We start from the raw sequence: 22264 nt of genomic DNA, 5'->3' as shown, positions 1-22264 counted from the left end.
GGATCCGGTCCGATGAACGCCCTGATCGCCTTCTCGCTCCGCCAGCGGGTGCTGGTGGTGCTGATGTTCGTGCTGATGCTGGGCATCGGGTACGGCGCCTACACGCAGCTCAACATCGAGGCCTATCCCGATCCGGTCCCGCCGCTCGTCGACGTGATCACCCAGAACCCGGGCCAGTCGGCCGACGAGATCGAGCGCTACATCACGATCCCCCTCGAGGTGGCGCTCGCCGGCATCCCCAACGCCCAGGTGGTGCGGACGATCTCGCTGTTCGGCCTCTCCGACGTGAAGATCCAGTTCAACTACGAGTACACTTACGAGGAGGCGCTGCAGCGGGTGCTCAACCGGCTGTCGCAGGCCCCCTCGCTGCCGAACGGAGCCACGCCGCAGATCTCGCCGACGAGCCCGGTGGGCGAGATCATGCGCTACAAGCTGGTCGGCCCGGCGGGCTACTCGCCCACCGACATGAAGACCCTTCAGGACTGGGTGCTGCAGCGCCGGTTCAAGGCGATTCCCGGCGTGGTCGACGTCACCGCCTTCGGCGGCAAGGCCAAGGAATACGAGGTCGCGGTCGACCTGAACCGCCTCCAGGCGCAGGGCCTGACCCTCGTCCAGCTGACCACGGCGCTCAACAACGCCTCGATCAACGTCGGCGGGCAGACGCTCAACGTCGGGCAGCAATCGGCGGTGGTGCGCGGCATCGGCCTGATCCGCGACATGGACGACATCCGGGACACGATGATCAGCCTCGTCAACGGCACGCCCGTGCTGGTGCGCGACGTGGCCGAGGTGCGCGTCTCGAACGCACCGCGGCTCGGGATCGTCGGCCACGACGACCAACCCGACATCGTCGAGGGCATCGTGCTCATGAGCCGCGGCGGCAAGAGCCTGCCGACGCTGGAGCGGGTCGAGGCCGAGATCGACAAGATCAACAGCTCCTCGATCCTGCCGCCCGACGTGAAGATCGAGCGGATCTACGACCGGTCCGGACTGATCCACACGACGACCCACACGGTGATGCACAACCTCATCTTCGGCGTGGTGCTGGTCTTCGTGGTGCAGTGGCTGTTCCTCGGCTCGCTGACGAGCGCGATCATCGTGGCGGCGACGATCCCCTTCGCGCTGGGCTTCGCGATCCTGATCCTCGTGGTGCGCGGCGACTCGGCCAACCTCCTGTCGCTCGGCGCCATCGATTTCGGCCTGATCGTCGACGCCACCGTGATCATGGTCGAGAACGTGTTCCGGCACCTCGCCGAGCCCGACCACGTGAAGGGCGACGCGCCGCCCGCCGGGCTGACCGGGCGGCTCGGCACCATCGCGGTCGCGGGCCGGGAGGTGAACCGGGCGATCTTCTTCTCGGCGACGATCATCATCGTGGGCTTCCTGCCGCTGTTCACGATGACCGGCGTCGAGGGCCACATCTTCGGGCCGATGGCCAAGACCTACGCGTACGCGCTGCTGGGCGGTCTGCTCGCGACCTTCACGGTCTCGCCCGCGCTCTCGGCGCTGATCCTGCCCAGGAAGCTGGAGGAGCGCGACACGCTGATCGTGCGGCTCCTGCGCTTCGGGCACGAGCGCATCCTGGCCTTCGGCCTGCGCAACCGCGTGCTGTCGCTCGCCGTGACGCTGGCGATCCTGCTCGTCTCGGGCCTCGTGGCGCGCAATCTCGGCCTGGAATTCCTGCCGCGCCTCGAGGAGGGCAACCTCTACGTGCGCGGGACGATGCCGTCCTCGATCTCGCTGGAGGCCGGCAACGCCTACGTCCAGCGCATGCGCAAGATCTTCCAGGAGGTTCCGGAGGTCACCACGGTCCTGTCCCACCAGGGCCGGCCGAACGACGGCACCGACGCCACCGGCTTCTTCAACGTCGAGATCCTGGCCCCGCTCAAGCCGATCGACCAATGGCGGAAAGGACTCGACAAGGAGACCCTGATCGCCAATCTGAGCAAGCAGCTGGCGGCGGAGTTCCCCGGAATCGAGTTTAACTTCTCGCAGTATATCGAGGACAACGTCCAAGAGGCGGCCTCAGGCGTGAAGGGCGAGAACTCGGTCAAGATCTACGGCAACGACCTCGCGCAGCTCACCAAGACCGCGAACGCCGTGAAGGCGGCGCTCGCCACCGTCCAGGGGGTCACCGACCTGTCGGTGTTCGAGTCCCTCGGCCAGCCGACGGTCCGCATCGACGTGGACCGGCACAAGGCCGCCCGCTACGGCCTGTCGATCGGCGACGTGAACACCACCATCCAGGCGGCGATCGGCGGCCAGACCGCCGGCGACCTCTACGAGTACGGCTCCGACCGCCACTTCCCCATGCGGGTGCGCCTCGCCAAGGAGTATCGCTCGTCGCTCGCCGGCATCCGCAACATCGCGGTGGGCGCCCAGAATCCCAACGGCGGCGTGGTCCAGGTACCGCTCTCCGAAATCGCCGACGTGGACCTCGTGTCGGGGGCCTCGTTCATCTACCGCGAGGACCAGGAACGCTACATCCCGGTGAAGTTCTCGGTGCGCGGTCGCGACCTCGGCAGCGCGGTGCTCGAGGCGCAGCGCAAGGTCGCCGAGGCCGTCGACCTGCCCCCGGGCTACCGGCTGGAATGGGTCGGGCAGTTCACCAACCTGAAGGAAGCGGCCGCCCGCCTCAGCCTCGTGGTGCCGATCACGCTGCTGCTGATCGCACTGCTCCTTTACATCAACTTCTCGTCGGTGGCCGACATGCTGCTGACGCTGTCGGTGATCCCGATGGCGATGATCGGCGGCATCTTCGCCCTGTTCCTGACCGGCACGCCGTTCTCGATCTCGGCGGCGATCGGCTTCATCGCGCTGTTCGGCATCTCCACCATGGAGGGCGTGATCCTGCTCGCCTACTACAACCAGCTCCTCGACGAGGGCTGGAGGCGGCAGGAGGCGGTCTGGCACGCCGCCGTGGTGCGGATGCGCCCGGTGATGATGACCTGCGTGGCCGCCTGCGTGGGCCTGCTGCCGGCCGCCGTCTCCACCGGGATCGGCTCGCAGGTTCAGAAGCCCCTCGCCCTCGTGGTGGTGGGCGGCATCATCCTGGCGCCGAACCTGATCCTCGTGGTCGTGCCGGTGCTGATCTCCCTGTTCTCCCGCCGCCGGCCGAACCCGGACGCGCGGGGGCGGACCGAGCACCGGGCCGCCGCGTGATCCGGTCCGGGCGCCCTCGGGCGATGGTGCGGCGCGTTGCAGGGGCGCCACAAGGCTGGTCCCGCGGGCGGGACTTGGGGACGGCCGGATTGACTTGGACGCGCGCCGGGTCGCTCTACCAAGTCGAGCGGTTCGGGGGCAGGATGGTGAGCTGGGCGCCGGAGAGGTGCGGACGGGCGGCCCTTGTGCTGGCGGCCTCCCTGTCCCTGTCGGCCTGCGCGGTCGGCCCGAACTACGTGCCGCCGGAGGATCCCCCGGTCAGCCGCTACACCAAGGAGCCGCTGAAGAACCCCTCGGCCGCCGACAAGATCCGGACCCGGGCGGGCGGCTCGGCCGACCAGAGCTTCGTCTCCGGCGCCGACATTCCCGGGCAATGGTGGGGCCTGTTCCGCTCGAAGGCGCTGAACCGCCTCGTCGATCAGGCGCTCGCCAACAACCCGACCCTGGAGGCGGCGCAGGCCTCCCTGCGGGTCGCCCAGCAGAACGTGCTCGCCCAGAAGGGCACGCTCTACCCGAGCCTCACCGCGACCCCGCAGATCCAGGGGGCGCTGGCGCCGGGCCTCGACCTGCAATCGCCACTCAACAACCAGAACCAGTATCTCTACAGCCTGTCCACGCCGCAGGCGGTGGTCTCGTACAATCCGGACGTGTTCGGCGGGAACCGCCGCCAGATCGAGTCGCTCGAGGCCACCACCGAGAACCAGCGCTTCCAGCTGGAGGCCGCCTATCTCAGCCTGACCGGCAACGTGGTGGCGGCCGCGATCCAGGAGGCCTCGCTGCGGGCGCAGATCGACGCGACCCGCAAGGTGATCCAGGCGCAGACCGAGATCCTGCAGCTCTACAACAAGCAGCTCTCGCTGGGTCAGATCGCGGGGGCAGACGTGGTGCAGCAGCAGGCAGCGCTGGCTCTGTCGCAGCAGCTGCTGCCGCCGCTGGAGAAGCAGCTGGCGCAGCAGCGCAACCTGCTCACCGCGCTGGCCGGGCGCCTTCCCTCCGACGAAGTCTCGGAGACCTTCGACCTGTCGGCCCTGCACCTGCCGACCCGGCTCCCGGTCAGCCTGCCCTCGCGGCTGGTTCAGCAGCGCCCCGACGTGAAGGCCGCCGAGGCCCTGGTCCAGCAGGCGAGCGCCAATGTCGGCGTGGCGGTGGCCAACCGCCTGCCGCAGTTCAGCCTGACCGCCACCGGCGGCTCGAGCGCCACGCGGATCGCACAGGTGACCAGTCCCGGTGCGGCGTTCTTCACGATCATCGGTCAGGCGACGGCGCCGATCTTCGATGCCGGCACCCTGTTCCGGCGCCAGCGGGCCTCCGAGGAATCGCTGACGGAGGCGCAGGCGCAGTACAAGGCGACGGTGATCACGGCCTTCCAGAACGTCGCCGACGCCCTGCGGGCGCTCCAGGCCGACGCAAAGGCGGTGGCCGCCGCCGACGCCGCGGTGAGCGCCACGAACCAGAGCCTCGGGCTGATCCGCAAGCAATACACGGCGGGCGCCGTCACCTCCTCGCAGGTGCTGATCGCCCAGCAGGGATACCTCTCGGCGCTGGTGACTTCGGCGGGTGCGCGCGCCACTCAGTACGCCGACACCGCCGCCCTGTTCGTGGCCCTCGGCGGCGGCTGGTGGAACCGGGCCGACGTGGCACCGCCTCCGCCCGAGAAGGACCCGCTGAAGTTTCTGTAAGACCGTTCCCGGCCGATCGCTTGGGGGCCGCCGTCCTTCCGAGCGCAGCGAAGCTACGGCGGGGCGGGACGCACGGCCGAAGCGTTCAACCGGACACCCTATGACGCCCCTAGGACCGCCTCAGGTGTACATCGCGATGGCGTCCTGGAGCATCTGGTCGGTGGTGCTCATGACCTTCGTGTTGGCCGTATAGGCCTGCTGGGTCTCGATCATCTTGGAGAACTGATCGGCGATCCCGGCATTCGACTGCTCGACCGAGCCGGCGGCGATGGTGGCGCCGTTCAGGCCGTAGCTCGGCGTGCCCGACTTGTCGGTGGCCACGTAGGTGCCGCCGTCGAGGGAGGCGAGATTGTCCTGCAGGCCGAATTGCGCGAGCGTGAGCGTGCCCAGCGGTACCGAACTGCCGTTTGCGGCCGTTCCGGTGAGCGTACCGGCGGGCGAGACCGTGAGGCTCGACAGTGTGTTGGCGCCGGTCGGGACCTGCACCGGGCCGCTCGCCGAAGGGCCGGCGAACAGGTAGTAGCCCGCGCCGTTGGTGAGGTAGCCGTTCGCGTCCGGCGTGAAGTCGCCGCGGCGCGTATAGCCGGTCTGACCGGTGAAGCTCGGGCTCTGGTCCGTGCCGGTGTTCTCCCGGACGATGAAGTAGCCGTTGCCCGAGATCGCGAGGTTGGTCGACACGCCGGTCGACTGCACCGTGCCCTGGATGTTGAGGCTGTTGCGCGTGCTGGACGAGACGCCACCGGCCGGCTGCATGCCGCCCTCGGTCTGGGCCAGCATGTCGGCGAAGCTCGTCTCGGTGGACTTGAAGCCCGCCGTCTGGGTGTTGGCGATGTTCCCCGAGATGTTGTTCAGGGCGAGGGACTGCGCCGAGGCGCCGGAAATCGAGTTCGAGAGCGCAGCGAAAAGGCCCATCGGGGTCTCCGTTCGCGAGACCGGCAGGGCAGCCGACCCGACGGAGAATCATAAGCGCTCGATATGGTTAATCGTCCGTGTGCGGCGGTCTGTTGCCGCCCCTGCCGCCGATGCGGCCGCGCTGAGCCGGCCGGCACACCGCCGTCCTTGCGGGCGGACCGAATCGATGACGGCGCGGACTTCACGCGCCGATCGCGCTCAGCACGATCTCCCGCCGGTGCGGCCGATCACGATGCTCGATCAGGTAGATCCCCTGCCACGTGCCGAGCGCGAGGCGGCCGTCGACCAGCGGGATGGTGAGGGCCGAATCGGTGACCAGCGTGCGGATATGGGCCGGCATGTCGTCCGGCCCCTCGGCGCCGTGGACGTAGCCGGCGTGCCGCGGCGCGAACCCGTCGAGCGCCGCCATCAGGTCCGTCTGGACGTCGGGATCGGCATTCTCCTGGATGGTCAACGAGGCCGAGGTGTGCCGGCAGAACACCGTCACGAGACCGTCCTGGACGCCGCTGCCGCGCACGAAATCCGACACCGCGGCGGTGAAATCCGTGAAGCCCTGCCCCGGGGTCGCGATGGCGAGGCGCCCGCTCGCGTGGCGCTCCACCGGGCCCGCGGCCAACGTCTCCACCGGCCCGATCTTGCCCTCCCGCTTGATCCCCTGCCTCATGCGGACTTCTCCATCAGGGTCGCGCCGGGCGCGATCTCGCGCTCGCCGCGGGCGAGGATGCGCTCCAGCACGTCGATCCGGTCGGCCTCAGCGGGGGGCTTGTCCCAGCGGATGCGGCTGACCCGGGGGAAGCGCATCGCCACCCCGGACTTGTGACGGGTCGAGCGCTGCACGCCCTCGAAGGCGATCTCCAGCACGAGGCCGGCGTCGCGCCCGTGGGCGACCTCGCGCACCGGGCCGAAGCGCTTGGTGGTGTTGTTGCGGACGTAGCGGTCGAGCTTGGCGAGTTCCGCGTCGGTGAAGCCGTGATAGGCCTTGCCCACCGGCACAAGCTCGTCCCCGCCCTCGGGCGCCGCGCGCCAGACTCCGAACGTGTAGTCCGAGTAGAAGGACGAGCGCTTCCCATGCCCGCGCTGGGCGTACATCATCACGGCATCGACGATGTGGGGCTCGCGCTTCCACTTCCACCATGGCCCCTTGGGTCGCCCTGGCAGGTAGGGGCTGTTCAGGCGCTTGAGCATCACACCCTCGATGGCATTGGCGTCCTCGCCGGCCCCCACGGAGGCGGGGTCGGCCCGCGCGGCGGCCAGCGCCTCCCAATCCGCGAAGGGCACGCGCGGCGAGATATCGATCCGGGCATGGTCGAGGCGCGTGACGAGGGCCTCGAGCTTCGCCCGCCGGGCCGCGAAGGGCTCAGGCCTCAGGTCCTCACCGTCGAGGGTGAGGAGGTCGTAGGCCCGGACATGGGCAGGGAACTCCTCGAGGAGTTTTGCCGTGACGGCCTTCCGGTTCAGCCGCTGCTGCAGCACGTTGAAGCTCTGCACCCGCCGCTCGCGCAGGATCAGCAGTTCGCCGTCGAGCGCGCCCGCGAAGGTGATGGCCTCGGCGAGATCCGGGAACGCCCCGGTGATGTCCTCACCGGTGCGGGAATAGACCTTTCCGACCTGCTCGCCGGCCCGGTCGAGTCCGCCGACGAGCTGGACGCGGATGCCGTCCCACTTCCACTCGGCCGAGAACGCCTCGGCCTCAAGCTTCTCAAGGTCGGCCTCCTCCTCGATCGGGTGTGACAGCATCGGGGGCCGGAACGGGGCCGGGTTCAGGGTCTCCGGGCGCTCACCCCGTCCCTCGACCCAGGCGAACAGGGTCTCGAACGGCGGTGTCAGCCCGTGCCAGACCTCCTCGACAGCGTCCGCATCGTGGCCGCCCAGCGCGCCCACCGCGGTCTTGGCGAGCCGCGCTGAGACGCCGACGCGGAGGTTGCCGGTGACGAGCTTCAGGAGCGCCCAGCGGCCAGTCTCGTCGAGGGCATCGAGCCATTCGGCGAGGTGGCGGGGCAGCTCGCGCTTCGGAATCGTGCTGAGGGTCTCCACGACTTCGCCGAGGCTCGGCGGCGGCGGGTTGTTGTGGCCGATCCCCGCAGAGGGGGGAGGCAGCGGCGTGGTGGGCCAGATCAGCGCCGTGGTCTCCGCGAGATCCCCGACGTAGTTGTGCGACAGCCGGAACAGCACCGGATCGATGCGCTCCTCCACCAGGTCGCGGATGAGGGCCGGCTTGGCTTCGCGGAAGCTCAAGGTGCCCGTCATGGCGCCGAGCGCGAAGCCCCGTTCCGGATCGGGCGTGCGGGAAAAGTAATCCTGCAGCATCCGCAGCTTGGCGTTGCGTCGCGGCTCGTAGGCGAGGCGGTCCAGCAGGTGGGCGAACTCGTTCACGCCGCTGCCTCCGCGCCAGCCCCTGGGCTGCCTTCAGCGGCAACCTCGGCTTCCCTGTCGTCGCCGTATCCCAGCAGGTGGAGCGGTCGGGCCCTGATGCCCTGCGTGCCGCACCAGTGGACCAGCGCGTCCTCCTGCCCGTGCGTGACCCAGACCTCGCCGGCACCGGTGTCGCGGATGGTGCGGCACAGGTCCGGCCAGTCGGAATGGTCGGAGATCACCAGCGGCAGCTCGACGCCCTTCTGCCGGGCGCGGGCCCGCACCCGCATCCAGCCCGAGGCGAAGCAGGTGACCGGATCCGGAAACTTCCGGGACCACAGATCCTGGATCGACGAGGGCGGGCAGATCACGATCGCCCCGTGCAGATCCTTGCGCTCGGCGGCCACCACCTTCGGCGTGTCGCCCAGCGGGATCCCCTCCTCCTTGTAGAGGGCGGTGAGCTTCTCCATGGCCCCGTGCAGATGGATCGGCCGGTCCCAGCCTTCCTCCCGCAGGAGCGCCATCACCCGCTGCGCCTTGCCGAGCGCGTAGGCGCCGACGATGTGCGCCCGCTCGGGGAACAGCTTCACCGATTCGAGGAGCTTGCGAACCTCGCCCCGTGTGTCGGGGTGGGTGAAGACCGGCAGACCGAAGGTCGCCTCGGTGATGAAGACATCGCAGGGCACCACTTCGAAGGGCAGGCAGGTCGGGTCCGGCGCGCGCTTGTAGTCGCCCGAGACCACCACGCGGGCTCCCTCGCGCTCGATGGCGATCTGTGCGGAGCCGAGGACGTGCCCGGCTGGGGCGAAGCGCACGGTCACGTCGCCCACGGACAAAGCCTCGCCGAGCCGGGCCTCCTGCCGCTGGCGGCAGAACTCCGCGCCGTAGCGCACCGCCATGATCCGCAGGGTCTCGGGCGTCGCCAGCACCTGGCCGTGCCCGGACCGGGCGTGGTCGGCATGGCCGTGGGTGATCAGCGCACGCTCCACCGGCCAGGTCGGATCGACGTGGAAGCGACCGAGGGGGCAGTAGAGCCCCTCGCGGGTCAGGGTGAGGAGTTCGCTGGCGCGTGTCGGCATCGGGTCCGTGCTGCCGGTGGAGTCCGCCGGTGGCCCCGGTATATAGGCGCCCCCGACCCGGCAGACGCATGGCCTCGCACCTCAGTTCCGGCGACCTCCTCGCCGACCGCCGCTATCGCTACGCGGAAGCCTGCCTGGCGGATGGCGACTTCACCGGGGCCGCCGACCTCGCCGAGCAGGCCCTGGAGATCGCGCCGCGCTACGCGCCCGCTTGGCTGCTCCTGGGGCGGGCCCGGGAGGCGTTGGCGGCGGAGGGCGCCCCGGACCTGCGGGACGCCGCCGCCCGTGCCTATGCCCACGCCCTCGCCATCGACCCCGGCGACACACTGGGTGTGCGGGCGCACCTGACGCGCCTGGAGCCGGCTGGCGACCTGCCGGTCCTCTCCGCCGCCCATATCCGGGCCCTGTTCGACGGCTACGCCCCGCGCTTCGAGCGGCACCTCGTGGAAGGCTTGGGGTATGTCGGTCCGCAATGCATCCGCGACGCCCTGCCGGCGGATCCGGAGCGGTTCGCGACCGTGCTCGATCTCGGCTGCGGTACCGGCCTGATGGGCGCGGCGATCCGCGACCGGGCCGAGCATCTCGTCGGCATCGATGTCTCGCCGGGGATGCTGACCCGGGCACGCGACAGGCTCTGGCGGGATCGCCCGCTCTACGACCGCCTCCTCGAGGACGAGGTGATCGCCTTCCTGGCCGGCGAGCCGCAGGGATCCGCGGATCTCTGTCTCGCCGCCGACGTGCTGATCTACGTGGCGGATCTCGGCGCCTTCCTGGCGGGGATCGGCCGGATCTTGCGACCCGGAGGGCTGGGGGCGGTCACCGTGCAATCCCACGACGGGGCAGGGACCGTCCTGGGTCCGGACGGGCGCTACGCCCATGCCGACCGGCATCTCGCCGACACGGCCGCCGCGGCCGGCCTCGACCTCGTCACGCTGCGCCCGGCGAGCATCCGCCGGGAGGCCGGCCGGCCGGTGCCCGGCCGCGTCGTTGTGTTGCGCCGCACCGCGGCATGAAACCGCTTGGCTGTTCGTCCATTGTCAGTCGGTCGCGACAGGCGCGACCGCTGCATCGGGGGATCAGCATGGCGGATTACGGCAGTCGGACCGGTATTGGCACGCCTGAGCGAAAGCCCGAGCCTCCGGCGGACAAGTCCTTCCCGGCCGATCCGCGAACCCGGATCCCCTTCGCCATCGCCCTCGCTGCACTGGCCGGCTGCGCCGATTCCATCGGCTTCCTGGAATTCTCGCAGCTGTTCATGTCCTTCATGTCGGGCAACACGACGCGCTTCGGCGTGGCGGTGTCGAACGGCGATTGGGAGAACGTCACCCGAGTCGCCAGCACCATCAGCATCTTCTGCTTCGGCGCCTTCCTGGGAACGCTGATCGCCGCCTGGGTCGGCCGTTGGCGGCTCGCCGTCCTCCTGACCATCCAGGCACTCCTGCTGGCCGGCGGCCTTCTGATGCCGTGGGGCACCTTCGCCTATCCGCTGCATGCCTATCCGATCGTTCTCGCCCTGGGCCTCCAGAACGCGACGCTCCAGGACGAGGGCGGCCGCTCCCTGGCGCTGACCTACGTCACAGGCGCGGTCGTCCGTTTCGGGACGGGCTGCGCCAACCTGCTGCTCGGTACCGTGGCGCCGTCCTTCTGGATCCAGGCGCCGCTCTGGGCGGGCCTCAGCACTGGCGCGGTGATCGGCGGTCTCCTCGATATCCGCTACGGCGAGTCGGCCTTCCTGTTCCCGGCCGCGCTCGCCGCCATCCTGGCGCTGATCGCCATCGCCCTCACGCTCGCAAAGCCGGGCAGCACGTTGGTGGCGGGCTCGTCGCCGGCCCCCGATGCCAGCCCGAAGGCCGAGGTGATCGACGCCATCCATTGAGGCGGCCACTGGGCCGCCATCGAGGCGGCCTGCCCGTCAGCTGTCAGAATCCCTGACGCTGCCGCGTCCCTGCTTGATCGTGGCGCGATTCTTCTTGGCCCCGATGCGCCGCTCCTGCGAACCCCGCGTCGGCTTCGTCGGGCGGCGGATCGGCGGGGGCGGCTTGGCGGCCTCCGCGACCAGATCGATCAGGCGCTGCAGGATCTCGGCCCGGTTGCGCTCCTGGGTGCGGTGGCGCTGCCCTGTCAGGACGAGGACCCCATCCTTGGTCATCCGTCGCCCGGCCAAGCGGACGAGGTTCGCCTTGACCCGATCGTCCACGGCCGGCGACGCGAAAACCGGCCAGCGGAGTTGCACCGCGGTCTCGACCTTGTTGACGTTCTGGCCGCCCGCGCCCGAGGCCCGCAGGAAGGACAGCTCGATCTCGTCGTCCGCGATGGCGATGCGCGGTGTCACCCGCAGGGGCATGGCGCTCTCCCGGATAGGGTCACGGTCGCCCGCTCATCTGGCGCGCGGCCCTGGATCCGGCAGGTGCCGATCGGCGCGCGCATCACCATATCCCGTCTCCGCCCCCGTCCCACCGTCAGAGCGACCCACCGCGTCACCACGGATGCAGCCAAGCGACCCGGTGTAGCGCACCCATTCCGAACGCGGTGCCGGCTGGATCGCTGCGCTCCGCTCGCAGAAACGGTGTCAGGCGGCCTCGGCCGGCGTACGCGCCCGCAGTGCGAGGGCGTGCAAGCCCCGCTTGAACGCGTCGTCGAGCAGCGCGTTCACCAAGCGGTGCCGCTCCACCCGGCTCTTGCCCTCGAATGCCGCCGCGACGATGTCGAGCCGGTAATGGGTCTCGCCCCCCGGCCGTGCTCCGGCATGGCCGGCATGCAGATGCGACTCGTCGATCACGTCGAGGCGCGCCGGTGCGAGCTGTTCCCGCAGCCGCGCCTCCATCCAGTCCCGCAGGGTGCCGCCCGCTCCGTCAGCCATCGCGCCTCGCGTCGTGTTCGTGCGTGTCCGTCAAGCCCGATCTCGCGCATGCGTCATCAGGCCCGGTGCCCTTGTGTCTCAGGTCCGCCCCCTCATAATCGGCCCGTCATGGATCTCAACTCGCGCCTGTTCGACAGCATCCGGATCAAACCGTCCTGCGACGAGCCGAAGGCCGCGGCCGAGGCCGTCTGCGAGAGTCCGGGCTGCACGCAGCCGGGCCTGTACCGGGCGCCGAAGGGCCGGAAGGCGGAAGGCCAGTACTGGCGCTTCTGCATCGATCATGTCCGCGCCTACAATGCCAGCTACAACTATTTCGACGGCATGAACGATGCCGCCGTGCAGGCCTATCAGAAGGACGCGATCATCGGTCACCGCCCGACCTGGGCGATGGGGGTGAACAAGGCGGGCGAGAAACCCGCCAGCGAGCCTGCGCGCGACTGGGCCTATGTCGATCCTCTCGGCATCCTGCGCGGCGAGGGCGTCGGCGAGGCGCGCCGCCGCGCCCGCCAGCCCGAGCCGCCGAAGCCCCGCCACTCGGCCACGGTCCGCCGGGCCCTCGACGTGATGGGACTTGAGGAGGGCGCGGATTCGGCCGCCATCAAGGCGCAGTACAAGGTGCTGGTGAAGCGCTTCCACCCGGATGCCAACGGCGGCGACCGCTCCTTCGAGGAGCGGTTGCGCGACATCATCCGGGCCCACGATGTCCTGCGCGCGGCCGGGCTCTGCTGACCCGTACTCCCCCACGGCGGACGCCGGCTCGGCGCGAGACCCGGCCCCAGCAGAGTGCGTCATAAGAGGACCATGACGCCGTTCGCGAGCGCGAACGGCTTCAACGGCACGAAGGATGCAGGCCGGGTTGCATCCAGGATAGGGCAAACCGCGCGGCGCAGCCCTATATGGGGGCGATGCCGGTCGGTGGCGCCCGAACGCGCCGCCGTCTAAGGAGGACTCCGCCCCGCCGCGGAGGCCCGGCTCGACGTTCTTCCGCGCGGATGCTTCACTGTTGGGAGTGGAGCGCCCGCGCCTCACGAGGTTCCGAATGCTCTCTGACGCTACGCAAGCCGCGCTGCCCGACCGCACCGTCTCCGTCCGCGATGTCTTCGGCATCGACCTCGACCTCAAGGTCCCGGCCTATGCCGAGCCCGAGGAGCACGTTCCCGATCTCGATCCCGACTACATCTTCGACCGGGAGACGACGCTGGCGATTCTGGCCGGCTTCGCCCGCAACCGCCGCGTGATGGTCACCGGCTATCACGGCACCGGCAAGTCGACCCATATCGAGCAGGTCGCCGCGCGCTTGAACTGGCCCTGCGTGCGCATCAACCTCGATAGCCACGTCTCGCGCATCGACCTCGTCGGCAAGGACGCCATCGTCCTGCAGGACGGCAAGCAGGTCACCGCCTTCCAGGACGGCATCCTGCCCTGGGCGCTGCAGAACAACGTCGCGCTGGTATTCGACGAGTACGATGCCGGCCGCCCGGACGTGATGTTCGTGATCCAGCGCGTGCTGGAGCTGTCGGGCCGGCTGACGCTCCTCGACCAGAAGCGCGTGATCCGCCCTCACCCGGCCTTCCGGCTGTTCGCCACCGCCAATACGGTCGGCCTCGGCGACACGTCGGGCCTCTATCACGGCACCCAGCAGATCAACCAGGGCCAGATGGACCGGTGGTCGATCGTCACCACGCTGAACTACCTGCCGCACGACCGCGAGGTCGACATCGTGCTCTCGAAGGCCACCCACTATCGGGGCGACCAGGGCCGCGACATCGTCAACCGCATGGTGCGCGTGGCGGATCTCACCCGCAACGCCTTCATGAACGGCGATCTCTCCACCGTCATGAGCCCGCGCACGGTGATCACCTGGGCCGAGAACGCCGACATCTTCAAGGATATCGGCTTCGCCTTCCGGGTGACGTTCCTCAACAAGTGCGACGAGCTGGAGCGGACGCTGGTGGCCGAATTCTACCAGCGCGCCTTCGGCAAGGAGCTGCCCGAGAGCGCGGTGAACGTCGCGCTGAGCTGACCCGCATGGAGGAGGTCGTGGCGCGCGGGATCGGGGTGACTGCATCGGGCTCTGCCCGCGCCGCCCCGTTCGCGCGCGCCACGCCGTCGCTTCCTTCGGCCGGGACGAGATCCTGACCCGCCCCTTCGCGTCCGACGACGACCGGTAGCCGCGCATGTCCATCTCCAACCGCAAGCCCGGCGAGCGCCGCGAACCCGTGGCCGAGCCCCTGAAGCGCTCGGTGGCCGGGTGCCTGCGCGCCATCGCCCGACGCGCCGAGGTCGAGGTCACCTACGCCACCGACCGGCCGGCGCTCACCGGCGACAAGGCCCGGCTGCCCGAGCCCCCGCGCAAGCTCTCGGCGCAGGACGTCGCGGTGCTGCGGGGCAACGCCGACGCCATGGCGCTGCGGCTCGGCTGCCACGACGTGGCCGTCCACCGCCGCCTCGCCCCCGAGAACGCCGCCGCGCGAGCGGTCTATGACGCGGTCGAGCAGGCCCGGGTCGAGGCGATCGGCTCGCGGCGGATGGCGGGCGTCGCCAGCAACATCTCGGCGATGCTGGAGGACCGCTATCACCGCGGCGGCAAGTACGAGACCATCACAGACCGGGCCGACGCCCCTATGGAGGACGCCGTCGCCCTGATGGTGCGCGAGCGCCTGACCGGCCAGAAGCCGCCCGAGGCCGCCTCCAAGATCGTCGAGCTGTGGCGCGAGCATATCGAGGCCAAGGCCGGACCGAATCTCGACGGGTTGATCGGCTCCATCGAGGATCAGCGCAAGTTCGCCCGTTCGGTGCGCGACCTCCTCACGTCCCTCGACATGTCGGACGAGACGCCGTTCGACGCCGAGGACGACGAGAACGACGACGAGAACGACGCCCAGGACGACGAGCAGAATCCGAGCGAGGGCGACTCGGAGGAGAAGAGTCAGGGCGAGCGCGCCGAGATCGAGACCTCCGAGGAGGCCTCCGACGAGATCGAGGAAGGCGCCCAGGAATCCGCTGACGCGCCGTCCGGAGAATTGCCCGAGGAGGCCGAGGACGCCGATTCCGAGGAGGCCTCGGAGGCGTCGCGCCCGCCGCAGCGGCAGGGCAACGAGGCCCGCGGGCCCGAGTACCGGGTGTTCAATCCCCGGTTCGACGAGGTCATCCACGCCGAGGAGTTGTGCGACGCCGACGAGCTGTCGCGCCTGCGCTCCTACCTCGACAAGCAGCTCTCGCACCTGCAGGGCGTGGTCGGGCGCCTCGCCAACCGCCTGCAGCGGCGGCTGCTCGCCCAGCAGAACCGGGCCTGGGATTTCGACTTGGAGGAGGGTCAGCTCGACCCCGCGCGCCTCGTGCGCGTCGTCATCGACCCGTACCAGCCCCTCTCCTTCAAGCAGGAGAAGGACACGAATTTCCGCGATACGGTGGTCACGCTGCTCCTCGACAATTCCGGCTCGATGCGCGGCCGGCCGATCACCGTGGCGGCGACCTGCGCCGACATCTTGGCGCGGACGCTGGAGCGCTGCGGCGTGAAAGTGGAGATCCTGGGCTTCACCACCCGGGCCTGGAAGGGCGGTCAGAGCCGCGAGGCGTGGCTCGCCGCCGGCAAGCCACCGAATCCCGGCCGCCTGAACGACCTGCGCCACATCGTCTACAAGGCCGCGGACGCCCCCTGGCGGCGGGCGCGCAAGAACCTCGGGCTGATGATGCGCGAGGGGCTGCTGAAGGAGAACATCGACGGCGAGGCGCTCGACTGGGCGCACAAGCGCCTGCTCGGGCGGCCGGAGCAGCGTAAGATCCTGATGGTGATCTCGGACGGCGCGCCGGTGGATGATTCGACCCTCTCGGTGAATGCCGGCAACTACCTGGAGCGCCACCTGCGCTGGATGATCGAGGAGATCGAGACGCGCTCGCCGGTGGAACTCCTGGCCATCGGCATCGGCCACGACGTGACCCGGTACTATCGCCGCGCCGTGACGATCATCGACGCCGAGGAACTCGGCGGCGCGATGACCGAGAAGCTGGCCGAGTTGTTCGAGGAGGACGGTGCGCCCGCGCCGGCGAGCCGGATGCTGCGCGCGGCCGGTGGGCGACAGTGATCGCCGGCCGGAGCGGCCGCTGCCGCTCCGCCTTTTGCCTCATCCGATTCAGAACCTCATCTTGAGGTACCGGAGCGCAGCGGAGGCCTCGAAAGAGCCCTCCAGATAGCACCGCGATTCCTGGAGCCCTCCCTGGAGGCCCGCTGACGCGGGCACCTTAGGATGAGGGCGGGGTCGGAATTGCACGGATCGATGGCCCGCCACGCGCAAGCGGAAGCCGCCGTAGCCCAGGGGCTGCGGCGGCTCGAACCGTCCGACGAATGGGGGCGCGAAGCCCGCGGGCTCAGGCCGCGGCGGGCTGGGTCTCGGCGAGCTTCTTGTGGATCTCGCGCTTCAGCAGGCGCGCGGTCTGCGAGAGGTCACCCTCGCCGGCCTTGATCAGGAAGGCGTCGAGGCCGCCGCGGTGCTCAACCGAGCGCAGGGCGTGGGCGGTGACCCGCAGGCGGACGCGCTTGCCCAGCGCGTCGGACTGCAGGGTGACGTTGCACAGGTTCGGCAGGAACCGGCACTTGGTCTTGCGGTTCGAGTGGCTCACGAGGTGGCCGACCTGAACGGCCTTGCCGGTGAGTTCGCAGCGGCGCGCCATGATGACTTAAGATCCCGTCTCGTTCCGCTCGATGAAGACCCGATCGCGGCCGGCGCGATCGTCGTCGCAGCGGGCGGCGCCCATTGCGTGTTCCAGGTCCGGCGGAGTCCTGTTGAAGGCGCGAGCCTATAGGCGACGCAGGTGCGTTGCGTCAAGGTCCGCGGCGGCAAGCTGAGCGCGGCGGAGCCCCAACGGTCTGTTAACCACGATGCCGGGATATAGCCGTACTCCGCCCGCAGGAAGGCACCGCACCGCCTGAGACGGGCGTGGCCGAGCGGGCATCGGGGCCCGACCTCCTGGGATGCGATCCGGATCATGAGCGCCACGCCTGTCCGTCGGACGATCAAGCCCGTGACCCTGCGTCCTCTCGGACAGGTCCTCGGCGCCGTCCTCGCCGTCGCGGCCCTGGCCGGCCCGGCGGAGGCGCGGCCGCGGGCAAAGCGGCCGGGGGCGGCGGCGCCCGCCACGGTGGCGGTCGATTACAGCATCAATCTCGCGGGCCTGCCGATCGGCACCGCGCGGCTCGCCGGCTCCTTCGACCGCGACCGCTACCTCATGGACGTGTCGGCGACGCTCACCGGCCTCGTCGGCGCCATCACGGGCGGCCGGGGCTCGGCCCGGGCCTCCGGAACCTTCGCGGCAGCGCCCCAGCCCGGCGCCTTCTCGATCGCCACGCACACGGCGAGTTCCGGGATCGCCGTGCGCATGGCTCTGGCCCACGGAAACGTGGTCCAGTCCGAGATCACGCCGCCGCTCGTCGACATGCAGGACCGCGTGCCGGTCACAGCCGCCAACAAGCGCGGCATCCTCGATCCGGTGAGCGCCCTGCTGATGCCGACGCAGGGACGCGGCGAGCCCCTGGACCCGGACAACTGCAACCGGACCCTGCCGGTCTTCGACGGCGCCACCCGGTTCAACGTGGTGCTGAGCTACGCCGAGACGCGGCCCGTGCAGAAGCCGGGCTATGCCGGACAGGTCCTCGTCTGCAACGCCCGCTACCAGGCAGTGGCGGGCCACCGTCCGGACCGGCCGGGGGTGAAATTCATGGAGGAGAACCGGGAGATGTCGGTCTGGCTCGCGCCGGTCGCGGGGACACGGGCGCTGATCCCGCTGCGCATCTCGGTCCTCACCACGGTCGGCACGAACATCATCGAGGCGATGCGCTGGACCCAGAGCGGCGCCGCCGAGACCACCGGGACGGCCGGAGCCGCCCCCGCGGCCAGCGGCGACGTCGCGCAGGCGAGCCTGCCCGGGCAATAGCGCCGCCGTTGCGCCGCCTTTGACCGGCGGCCGATTTCCCGGCACGCCTGCGGGGCGCGGCCGCCGCGCCAGGGAGGCCTGACAATGCCCAAGGGCTACATCATCGTCCGGATGACGGTCACCGACCCGGAGACCTACAAGGACTACGCCGCCATGGCCTCCGAGGCCATGCGCAAGTACGGCTGCAAGCCGCTGGTCCGCGGCGGCCGCTGCGAGGCGCTGGAGGGCGAGGGCCGGCCGCGCAACGTCGTGCTGGAGTTCGAATCCTACGAGGCGGCCCGCACCTACTACTTCTCACCCGAGTATCAGGCCGCCGTCGAGAAGCGCAGGCCCGCGGGAATCGGCGAGGTGGTGCTGGTCGAAGGCGTGGATTGAGCCGCCTCCGACCGCGAGGACGGCCGCCGGGGATGAAATCTTCACCGGCCGGGCGATAATTCGTGGATGCGCGTGTCCGTCCTACGAATCGCCCCGGTCCTGATCGCCCTCGCCGGCCCGGCGGCCGCGGACGGGCTGAGCGCCGGCACCGCCGAAGCCGGATGCGGCGGCGATGCGTCCTCGTCGGCTGAAGTGATCGAGCATCGCCCGCCCCGCCGCGGTCCGCTGACCGCGAATGCCGACACGCTCTGCGCCGACCTCGCACCCCAGCCGGGCACGCCGACGACGCAGATCGACATCTACCCGATGATCACGCCGCAGGTTGGACCTGGAGGCTTTGGCCCCGGAAGCGTTGGACCTGGCGGCGTTGGACCTGGCGGCGGCGGCATCCCATATGGGGGACGACCCATCCGGCCCTATCGTCCCTGACGCGACCGGCCGACAGACCCCCTCCCCGCCCGCGCCCTGACGGCGCCGCGACGGCCTTCTCATCCGAAAGAACCGCCGACCATCGACGCGCTGCTCCGCCCCTCGCAAAGCCGCTCGCTGCCCCGCGACGTTCGCGCCCGCGGCGTCACGGCGGTCCTCGGGCCGACCAACACCGGCAAGACGCATCTCGCCATCGAGCGGATGCTCGCGCACCCGACCGGCATGATCGGGCTGCCCCTGCGGCTGCTCGCCCGGGAGGTCTACCTGCGCGTCGTCGCCAAAGTCGGCCCCGAGAAGGTCGCGCTCGTCACCGGCGAGGAGAAGATCAAGCCGGACCGGCCGCGCTACTGGATCTGCACCATCGAGGCGATGCCCCGCGACCTCGACGTGGCGTACGTCGCCATCGACGAGATCCAGCTCGCCGCCGACATGGACCGCGGCCACGTCTTCACCGACCGCCTGCTCTACGTGCGCGGCCGAGAGGAGACCCTGCTGATCGGCTCCTCGACCATGCTGCCGCTGGTCCAGAGCCTGATCCCCAACGTCCACACCACGACGCGGCCGCGGCTGTCGCAGCTCACCTTCGCGGGGGAGAAGCGGCTGTCGCGCCTGCCCCGGCGCACGGCCATCGTGGCGTTCTCGGCCGAGGAGGTCTACGCCATCGCCGAGCTGATCCGCCGCCAGCGCGGCGGCGCCGCGGTGGTGCTGGGCGCGCTCTCGCCCCGGACCCGCAACGCCCAGGTCGAGATGTACCAGGCCGGGGACGTCGACTACCTCGTCGCCACCGACGCGGTCGGGATGGGCCTCAACCTCGACGTCGACCACGTCGCGTTCGCGGCCAATTGGAAGTACGACGGCACCCGCTTCCGCAAGCTCACCCCCGCCGAGATGGGCCAGATCGCCGGCCGTGCAGGACGGCACCTGTCGGACGGGACGTTCGGCTCCACCGGGCGCTGCCCGCCCTTCGAGGCCGAATTGGTGGAGCAGCTGGAGAGCCACGATTTCGACCCGCTCCGCATCCTGCAGTGGCGCAACCCGGACCTGAGCTTCGGCAGCCTGGAGGCCCTGCAGGCGAGCCTCGACGAGCACCCGCGCGAAACGGGTCTGACCCGCGCCCCCATGGGCGAGGACCAGCAGGCCTTCGAGATTCTGATGAAGGAGGACGACGTCCGCGACCTCGCCCGCAGCCCGGCCGGCGTGCGCCGGCTCTGGGACGTCTGCGGCGTGCCGGATTATCGCAAGGTCCACCCGCAGGTGCACGCCGATCTGGTGGCGCAGCTCTATCGATTCCTGATGAAGGGCATGGCGGGCCGCATCCCCGACACGTGGTTCGCCGAGCAGGTGGCGATGATCGACCGCACCGACGGCGACATCGACACCCTGTCGCGCCGGATCGCCCAGGGACGCACCTGGACGTTCGTCGCCAACAGACCCGACTGGCTGCGCGACCCGGAACATTGGCAGGGCGAGACACGTCGGGTAGAGGACAGGCTGTCCGACGCCCTGCACGAACGCCTCGCGAGCCGCTTCGTCGACCGGCGCACCAGCGTCCTGATGCGGCGCCTGAGAGAGAACACGATGCTCGAAGCCCAGATCACCGCCGACGGTGACGTCACCGTCGAGGGTCAGCATGTCGGCCACCTTCACGGATTCCTGTTCGTTCCCGATGCCAGCGCCGAGGGCCACGAAGCCAAGACCCTGAGGAGCGCCGCCGAGAAGGCGCTCGCGGGCGAGATCGAGGCACGGGCCGACCGATTCGCCGGCACGGCCGATTCGACCCTCGTGCTCGCGCACGACGGCACGATCCGCTGGACCGGGGCGCCCGTCGCCAAGCTGACCCCCGGCGAGAAGCTGTTCGCCCCGCAGATCCGCCTGCTGGCCGACGAGAGCCTGGCCGGCGCGCACCGCGAGAAGGTCGAGGCGCGCCTCGACGCGTGGCTGAAGGCCACCATCGTGCGGCTCCTCGGCCCGCTGATGGAGATCGAGACGGCGGCCGACCTCACCGGGCTCGCCAAGGGCATCGGCTATCAGGTTGTCGAGGCTCTGGGCGTGCTGGAGCGCTCGAAGGTGGCGCAGGAGATGCGCAGCCTCGATCAGGATGGCCGCGGCGCGTTGCGCCGGCACGGCGTCCGCTTCGGTGCCTACCACATCTTCCTGCCGGCCCTGCTGAAGCCGGCGCCGCGCACCCTCGCGGCCCAGCTCTGGGCCCTGCGCAACGGCGGACTCGACCAGCGCGGCCTCGACGAGATCGCGCATCTCGCCGGTTCCGGACGCACGTCCATCAAGGTCGACCGCGAGATCGCCAAGGGCCTCTACCGGGCGGCCGGCTTCCGGGTGAGCGGCGAGCGGGCCGTGCGGGTCGACATCCTGGAGCGGCTCGCCGACCTGATCCGCCCGGCGATCGCCTACCGTCCCGGCACGACCCCGGGTGCCCCGCCGGACGGCACGGCCGACGGCGACGGTTTCGTGGCCACGGTGGGCATGACCTCGCTCGTCGGCTGCTCGGGCGAGGACTTCGCCTCGATCCTGAAGTCCCTCGGCTACAACGCGGAGTCGCGTCCCGGTCCGGCGATCACGGTGCCACTCGTTCCGGCGGCCGCCACGACGCCGGCTGCGGCACCGGCCGCCGCCGAGGTTTCTCCGGAGGCCGAGGCGGCCTCCGAGGAGGCTGTCGCCGCGCAGGCGGACGCGGCCGAGCCCGTCGGGGAAGGGCCCGCGGCGGAGGAATCCGCGACGGCCGAGGCTGCGGAGGGCGGCGCGGTCGGAACCGAAGCTGCCGCCGCCGCGGACGAGCCGGTGGCGGTCGTTGCCGAGCCGGCGCCCGCCGAGATCCCGCCTTCGGAGCCCGCGGCCGAGGCGGCCTCCGACGAGCCGGCGGCGGAAGCGTCCCGCGGCGCCGACGCCCCGGCCGAGGAACCCGTCGCCGAATCGGACCAGCCCGCCGAGGCCTCTGCGGAAATCGCAGCGCCCGCCACGGCCGGAACCGAGGCCGCCCCCGAGACGTCAAAGTCGGAGCCGGCCGCGCCCCCCGCGGAAGCAGGCGCAGAGGCTGCGAATGCGGAGGGCGAGCAGGCCGCCGAGGTCCCTCAGATCGAGGTTTGGCGTCTGCAGCGCCATCAGCGCCCGGCCCACCAGCGTCCTCAGAATCGTCCGCGCGGGGCCGGTCGCGGCCGCGATGGCGGCCAGCAGGGGCAGCACCCCGGGCAGGGACGCCCGGAAGGTGGCCGGCCGGAGCATCGCCGGGCTGACGGTGGCGAGGGCGGACCACGCCCCGGGCGGGATCGTGGCCCCCGTCGCGACCGCTTCGAAGGTGGCCGGCCGGAGCGCCGAGACGATCAGCGCGGCGCGGAGCAACGCCATGCCGGGCCGCGTCCCGACCAGCGCCCCCCGCGCCGGGAACGGGCGCCGGATCCGGATTCACCCTTCGCCAAGCTGGCTGCGCTCAAGGCACAGCTCGAAGCCGGCGACGGCGGGAAGCGCTGACC

The 22264-nt window shown here is 70.5% G+C and carries 18 protein-coding genes; 11 read left to right on the top strand and 7 right to left on the bottom strand.

What is annotated here, in order from left to right; all coding sequences use genetic code 11:
* The first annotated feature begins 12 nt into the window (after nucleotides 1-12).
* Nucleotides 13-3162, top strand: a complete 3150-nt coding sequence (locus ACLBX9_RS13895; RefSeq protein WP_010687090.1) for an efflux RND transporter permease subunit — start codon at nucleotides 13-15, stop codon at nucleotides 3160-3162.
* A 143-nt stretch (nucleotides 3163-3305) separates the two neighbouring features.
* Nucleotides 3306-4841, top strand: a complete 1536-nt coding sequence (locus ACLBX9_RS13890) for an efflux transporter outer membrane subunit (RefSeq protein WP_447719369.1) — start codon at nucleotides 3306-3308, stop codon at nucleotides 4839-4841.
* Between the two features lie 120 nt (nucleotides 4842-4961).
* Here the strand turns inward: ACLBX9_RS13890 and ACLBX9_RS13885 are convergent, their stop codons facing one another.
* The 4 genes from ACLBX9_RS13885 to ACLBX9_RS13870 all read right to left on the bottom strand — a co-directional run bounded on the left by ACLBX9_RS13885 (nucleotide 4962) and on the right by ACLBX9_RS13870 (nucleotide 9184).
* A complete protein-coding gene (locus ACLBX9_RS13885) occupies nucleotides 4962-5753 on the bottom strand; it encodes a flagellar hook basal-body protein (protein ID WP_010687088.1) in 792 nt (263 codons plus the stop codon).
* 181 nt (nucleotides 5754-5934) lie between these two features.
* Nucleotides 5935-6417, bottom strand: coding sequence for a secondary thiamine-phosphate synthase enzyme YjbQ (locus tag ACLBX9_RS13880; RefSeq protein ID WP_447719330.1), 483 nt, complete (start codon nucleotides 6415-6417; stop codon nucleotides 5935-5937).
* Nucleotides 6414-8126, bottom strand: coding sequence for a cisplatin damage response ATP-dependent DNA ligase (locus ACLBX9_RS13875; protein ID WP_447719329.1), 1713 nt, complete (start codon nucleotides 8124-8126; stop codon nucleotides 6414-6416). The genes ACLBX9_RS13880 and ACLBX9_RS13875 overlap by 4 nt, the downstream gene beginning before the upstream one ends.
* Nucleotides 8123-9184, bottom strand: a complete 1062-nt coding sequence (locus tag ACLBX9_RS13870) for a ligase-associated DNA damage response exonuclease (protein ID WP_447719328.1) — start codon at nucleotides 9182-9184, stop codon at nucleotides 8123-8125. The genes ACLBX9_RS13875 and ACLBX9_RS13870 overlap by 4 nt, the downstream gene beginning before the upstream one ends.
* A 68-nt stretch (nucleotides 9185-9252) precedes the next feature.
* On the opposite strand from ACLBX9_RS13870, the gene ACLBX9_RS13865 reads away from it, so the two are divergent.
* Entirely contained in the window at nucleotides 9253-10197 is a 945-nt protein-coding gene (locus ACLBX9_RS13865) for a methyltransferase (RefSeq protein ID WP_447719327.1), read from the top strand.
* Between the two features lie 68 nt (nucleotides 10198-10265).
* Nucleotides 10266-11060, top strand: coding sequence for a YoaK family protein (locus tag ACLBX9_RS13860; protein ID WP_010687083.1), 795 nt, complete (start codon nucleotides 10266-10268; stop codon nucleotides 11058-11060).
* Nucleotides 11061-11096: 36 nt separating this feature from the next.
* Here the strand turns inward: ACLBX9_RS13860 and arfB are convergent, their stop codons facing one another.
* Nucleotides 11097-11528, bottom strand: coding sequence for an alternative ribosome rescue aminoacyl-tRNA hydrolase ArfB (arfB, locus tag ACLBX9_RS13855; RefSeq protein WP_010687082.1), 432 nt, complete (start codon nucleotides 11526-11528; stop codon nucleotides 11097-11099).
* A gap of 225 nt (nucleotides 11529-11753) precedes the next feature.
* Nucleotides 11754-12044, bottom strand: a complete 291-nt coding sequence (locus ACLBX9_RS13850) for a BolA family protein (protein WP_010687081.1) — start codon at nucleotides 12042-12044, stop codon at nucleotides 11754-11756.
* A 108-nt stretch (nucleotides 12045-12152) separates the two neighbouring features.
* Between ACLBX9_RS13850 and ACLBX9_RS13845 the strand changes: the two genes are divergently transcribed.
* From ACLBX9_RS13845 to cobT, 3 genes are all read left to right on the top strand, one after another.
* Nucleotides 12153-12773: a J domain-containing protein gene (locus ACLBX9_RS13845; RefSeq protein ID WP_010687080.1), complete on the top strand. Its 621-nt coding sequence runs from the start codon at nucleotides 12153-12155 to the stop codon at nucleotides 12771-12773.
* Between the two features lie 310 nt (nucleotides 12774-13083).
* Nucleotides 13084-14067 carry a cobaltochelatase subunit CobS gene (gene cobS / locus ACLBX9_RS13840; protein WP_447719326.1) on the top strand — a complete coding sequence of 328 codons (984 nt, stop codon included), beginning with the start codon at nucleotides 13084-13086 and terminating at the stop codon, nucleotides 14065-14067.
* Nucleotides 14068-14221: 154 nt separating this feature from the next.
* Nucleotides 14222-16129 (top strand): cobaltochelatase subunit CobT, encoded by a 1908-nt coding sequence (gene cobT / locus ACLBX9_RS13835; protein ID WP_447719325.1) that lies wholly within the window; start codon nucleotides 14222-14224, stop codon nucleotides 16127-16129.
* A gap of 283 nt (nucleotides 16130-16412) precedes the next feature.
* Here cobT and rpmB read toward each other — a convergent pair whose 3' ends face one another.
* Nucleotides 16413-16715 carry a 50S ribosomal protein L28 gene (rpmB, locus tag ACLBX9_RS13830; protein WP_010687077.1) on the bottom strand — a complete coding sequence of 101 codons (303 nt, stop codon included), beginning with the start codon at nucleotides 16713-16715 and terminating at the stop codon, nucleotides 16413-16415.
* Nucleotides 16716-17030: 315 nt separating this feature from the next.
* Here rpmB and ACLBX9_RS13825 point away from each other — a divergent pair, with 315 nt between their 5' ends.
* The 4 genes from ACLBX9_RS13825 (at nucleotide 17031) to ACLBX9_RS13810 (ending at nucleotide 22262) form a co-directional block, all read left to right on the top strand.
* Nucleotides 17031-17975, top strand: coding sequence for a DUF3108 domain-containing protein (locus tag ACLBX9_RS13825; RefSeq protein WP_447719324.1), 945 nt, complete (start codon nucleotides 17031-17033; stop codon nucleotides 17973-17975).
* An 84-nt stretch (nucleotides 17976-18059) separates the two neighbouring features.
* Nucleotides 18060-18350 (top strand): DUF1330 domain-containing protein, encoded by a 291-nt coding sequence (locus ACLBX9_RS13820; protein WP_010687075.1) that lies wholly within the window; start codon nucleotides 18060-18062, stop codon nucleotides 18348-18350.
* A 66-nt stretch (nucleotides 18351-18416) separates the two neighbouring features.
* Nucleotides 18417-18779: a hypothetical protein gene (locus ACLBX9_RS13815; protein ID WP_447719323.1), complete on the top strand. Its 363-nt coding sequence runs from the start codon at nucleotides 18417-18419 to the stop codon at nucleotides 18777-18779.
* A 90-nt stretch (nucleotides 18780-18869) separates the two neighbouring features.
* On the top strand, nucleotides 18870-22262 hold the full coding sequence (locus ACLBX9_RS13810) for a helicase-related protein (RefSeq protein ID WP_447719368.1): 3393 nt from the start codon (nucleotides 18870-18872) through the stop codon (nucleotides 22260-22262).
* Nucleotides 22263-22264 lie beyond the last annotated feature (2 nt).

The sequence above is a fragment of the Methylobacterium sp. A49B genome (genome assembly GCF_053346215.1).
The sequence above is the reverse complement of the archived record's forward strand: the minus strand, read 5'-3'. Positions and strand labels throughout refer to the sequence as shown.